The sequence below is a fragment of the Gilliamella sp. CG25 genome, assembly GCF_046635705.1.
GTDB lineage: Bacteria > Pseudomonadota > Gammaproteobacteria > Enterobacterales > Orbaceae > Gilliamella > Gilliamella apicola_I.
In genome coordinates, this window is the sequence record NZ_JBIDFJ010000023.1 from 1 (window position 1) to 4,942 (window position 4,942).

Annotated in this window: 1 protein-coding gene; it reads right to left on the minus strand. The window is 36.4% G+C overall.

Annotated features, from left to right (window positions below; translation table 11 throughout):
- On the minus strand, positions 1 to 4,924 hold a 4,924-nt coding region (locus ACGH6P_RS10950; protein ID WP_411597474.1), incomplete at its 3' end, for an SdrD B-like domain-containing protein.
- Positions 4,925 to 4,942 lie beyond the last annotated feature (18 nt).

Genomic DNA, 4,942 nt, shown 5'->3' on the forward strand with positions numbered 1-4,942 from the left:
TCGCTGAGTGGGTTCGGCTGTTGTCTATATCAATGCTGACATGACCTTTGATCATGGCAATATATTTATACGCTGAACTTTTGTCTAACTCATTTTGTTTTAACGTTTTAAACTCAAAGCTATCACTATTTCCGGCTATGACACTGTCCGCAATTAATTCCGTTCCTTCCGGTGTGCTAACCATAATTTGATAGTTACCGCCTTTCGGTAATTTTTCAAACTGGTAGTGACCTGAATTGTCGGTATTAACCTTTTTAAGCTCGACATAATCCGTTGTACCCGGTGCCTGATAATTAAGGGTCACATTAATGCCATTAAGCCCTTCATCACCCTGTCTGTCTTTACTGTCATTTTCATCAACCCAGACATAACCACCGATTTTTAATTTTCCTACCAACAGATAATTGTTATCCAGTGAACCTTGTTTTGGTAAACTCGCAACCGGAATAACAATATGTTTCGGATCGTTACCGGCTGAGCTTTGTTTAAACGCATGGTCGGCATTAGCGTCTAATTTCAGTACCACAGAATAGTTAGCATTATCACCAAACGCCAGATTAGAGAAATGATACTCACCATCTACGGTTTGTTGGGTCATTAATAGCTTACCAGTTCCATCTAAACCGTCACGTAGCTCAACGGTATACGTGATCGCACTATCAAGTAAATAGGCAAACTCATTTAACTGATTAAAATCGGTATTATTATCGGCATAATCAATATAGATTTTACCACCAATACCTTCATCACTCGCTTGTTTAAAATAGAAATTATTGTCTTTTATACCCACATTAGTTAAATCTAGACCAGATAAAGTATCAATTGGTTGAGTGGTACCTTTACTGTTTTTAACTAATGAATAACCATCTGGTGAAGCGACAATATTAATGCTGTACTTCCCTTGGGATAGATTATAGAAGTGGTATTCACCTTTATCATTGGTATACTGACGTGCAATCTCGTTATTGTTTGCATCACGTAAACCAATTAAAACTTGAGTAATTGGCTCAACTGGATCGCTACCATTTAACAAGGTTTTTCCAGAAATTCCGCTGTTGATTGCATAACTACTGTTTATACCAGCTGACGGTGAACTATTTGAACTTCCTGCCAATAAGAAGTATTGGTTTTGAACTGTCTTTCCAACATCTTCAAAGTGAATCGGTTTTAAATTGATATTTGTGTTACCCTCTGCATTAGCAATAACACCAAAATCTTTTGTGGGTTCAATTTCAACAATATAATCAGTATTTAAATCAATACCACTAAAGCTATAGTAACCTTTCGCATTCGTTTTTACTTCACGATAAAACGTACGATTGGAACCATCAAATTTATATAATTTGACGTTTATATCCGGTATCGCCATGTCCCCTGTTTTATTAACATAATTTTCTAGTGTGCCATTATTGTTAATATCAACCATTACATGACCGGTGATCGCCGCATCGCCGTTTTTCTTGTAAATAAAATCTAAATTATCACCTGTTACTTTTGGTGTTTTTCCATCAATGGTAATACCCGTTACTGTATTTGAAACACTCTTTAATTCATAACGTTGTTTATCTAAACCCTGTTCAGTAACTTTAACGGTATAAGTATCATTAAATAAATTTTTAAAGTTATATAGACCGGATTTATCGGTTTTAGTTTTTGCATAGAGTTCACCATTACGATATAACTCAACGGTGACACCCGAAATCACAACATCATTTGTGCCCGGAGTAAAAAAACCATCATCGTCATAATCGTAATAAAGTCGACCACTGATCTCTGTATCATTTTTCAGTTTTACTAACCAGTACTGATCTTGTGCTCCCAATAAACCTGAAGGCGCAACTTGCATATATTCCAGATTTGTTTGTACTTTTGTTGGCAGATAAGCGCCTTTTAACTGACCACTGTTACCGACCAATTCAAATTGCGTGGTATCCAGACCAGTTAAACGTAATAACATATTGGTTAGATATAATTTTCCTCGCGTTGAATTCGCGGCTGTATAAGCAAATTCGCCCGTGTATTGTACACTTTTATCGATAAAGTCAACTTGATCCAAAATATCGTCAACATTACCGTTAAAATATCCCGGGTAGATGCGAGGGGTAAAAATACCACTTACGGTTAGCAAACCTTTATTATATTGAATAAGTTCTTCTTTAGTGAGCTCAGCTGCCCCGTCTTTGTTTTTAGAACCTGTTACATCCAGATAAAGCTTGCCCGAAATTGCCTCGGTCGTATTTGATGGTACAACTTGAGCTTGCATTAGATATAATTTATTTTTATCTAAATTATTGGCAAGTGAACCATCGGCTAATACTTCAAAATCTAGCGTTCCTGGTGGTGTTGCTGGATCCACATCCGCAATGTCGATAAAATCATTGCCCGGAGTGTGAACTATACGGTATTTGCCTTCCGGTAATGAGTATAGCTCCATCGTCCAGAACTTACCCCAATACTGATAATCATTACTGTTTTTATCCCAATAATAAACATTTGATGTATTAGTCCCTCTCTCTGAATCTGAACCATACCTATCGCCATTCATATCATTAACAGGCATAGCACGAATATTACCTTTTCCTTGCATTAGAAAATTTTTAACAATTGGTGCACCAAGTTTGTCAAATCGAATTTTATGGCTAGTTGCAAGATCTTGACTGCTATTTTCTACTGCTGTTACGCTTTTACGTAATGCTTTAACGATAAAATCTTTTCCAGCTGTTAGCCCATCAGCGCCGGTAAATTTATAAAGCCCATCAGAACCAGTTTTTTTAGATGCAATAACACTTTGTCCGCCTATTACACAAGCATTGTTATCTTTACAAAGTAAGACTGTCGCATCAAAAAGTGGTAGATCATCATAAGTCCCTGGAATATTAACTTCTAATTTCCCTTTGCCAGAATATGTATCTAGGTAAACTTTACCACGAACAACATAATCTTGTTGTTTCAGCTTATACCAAAAGTTAGTTCCCTTATTATGCGCTTTTCCACCTTCAATTTTTATTTCAAAAACTGACTGGTTATTTTCAACGCCAGTATTTTGATCATTATTTTCAAGTTCAATATCTTGTGAATTAAAATTACTTCCAGCAGAAAAACTTGGTCTAGTTAAAACACGATATTGACCATCCGGTAGATTTGTAAAATTATAATAACCGTCCTGATTCGTACCAAAAATTGTGAATAAGTTCCATGTATTATCTGACTGCTTTTTGTATAACGATACCTGAGCAAACTTAATTGCTGTATCTTCATCTGGGTTATAATCACCCAAAGCGCCAGAATGACTATTATTCAGATAAACATAACCAGATAGCGTATTCGGCTTTTTAGGTTTGAAATACATAGCATTCGAGTGTGAAAGTTCCGTTTGTATCGTTAAAATATAATCACCACTCGAATAGTCAACTTCAATTTCGTCATTAATATCATCAATTTTATAAGTATATAACCCGGCATGATCAATCGGAGCAGCTACCCTACCGAGCGCACCGAGCACGCCATACGAACCAGGTTTGCCGAGTGTTGCAGCTAATGGTTTTCCTTGTTTATCAAGAAGCGGAGTTACGCCGTCTTCTTCATAAAAAGAGACTTTCATGTAAGTTGTAGCAGTGTGTGTTGGGCTGACACCATTAACCACACCACCCCAAGCTGTCGTTAAATTAGCTGTTCTAATATTGCTTTCAACGTTTAACGTTCCTAAGTTCTCTCGAAGGGGAGAATACCAAAAGTTTCGATTCGATTGGGTTCCTTTACCTAAACCAACAACAATAATTTCTTTAGGAGCGATATTAGCCTGAGTACCATTACTAAGTTTTACTTTCCCTTTATGGCTACTTCTTGATTTTGGTGAAGTACTGGTTGATTTACCATCAGAATCATTCACAAAAATATAGGAATTTAAATCTATACCGGATTCGTTAATGACTACTTTATAATCTTTGCCGATCGCCAAACCACGGAATTGATATAATCCATTGCTCTTATTTGTTGTTTGTGTAGCAATCTTTTTCCATGTACTACCATCGTATTGATAAAGATCGACGGGGGTTTCTAAATAAGTCGTATTTGACACAGGTAACATATTATAAGGCTTACCAGAATCAGGTCCCCTAGGCAAAAACTGATTTGATAAGACAAATACCTGACCCGATATACCAGATAAACTTGAATCATTTGGATCAATTTTTAATAAAAATGTCGGACCACTTGTTTGGTTATTTGCATCTGTTATTTTAATGTTTTGTTCAAGTTTGCTAAGTGGAATATAAGGCGCTTTCACATTGGTTACTTTTATGTCATAACTCGCCACCGCTAAATCTTTAAAACGATATAGACCATCATCGCTTGTAGTTATCGTTTTTGTGCCCAAAACTTTGGTTGTCGTGCCGGGATAGTAAAGCTCGACATTCATACCTAATGCGCCAGTATCCGTATCAGCACCATAGATACCGTCATTGTTTTGATCTATAGCTACGATTCCATCGACGCCCCATTCATTACGTGGTTTTATATTGAATGCACCTTTTTGATTGGTACCATTCATATTAAACTCTATCGTATTAATGTATTTATGCGAATTATCGGGTAATGTTGCATCCCATAAGGTATATTTAGTTTGATTACTTGAGTCAGCAATAAAATCTTCAATATCAACAATTAGGTCATACTTATAGGTTTTTAAAGTATTTTTGATGTCAATTTCACCTTTATCATTGGTGGCAAGCGTTAACTCTTTTGTTGATGCAGAATTAATTAGTTTAATGGGTATATTTTTGGCGCCATTACCTTTTTCATCCTTAACATCTAAATGAATATCACCGCCTTGCCCTTTGATAAATAAGTTCTGAGCAGACGCACCGGTATCAACGATAAGTTGCACTGAACGATCAATGGTTTCACCTTCCGTCGTCTTTGCCACAACCTTATATGTCCCCAG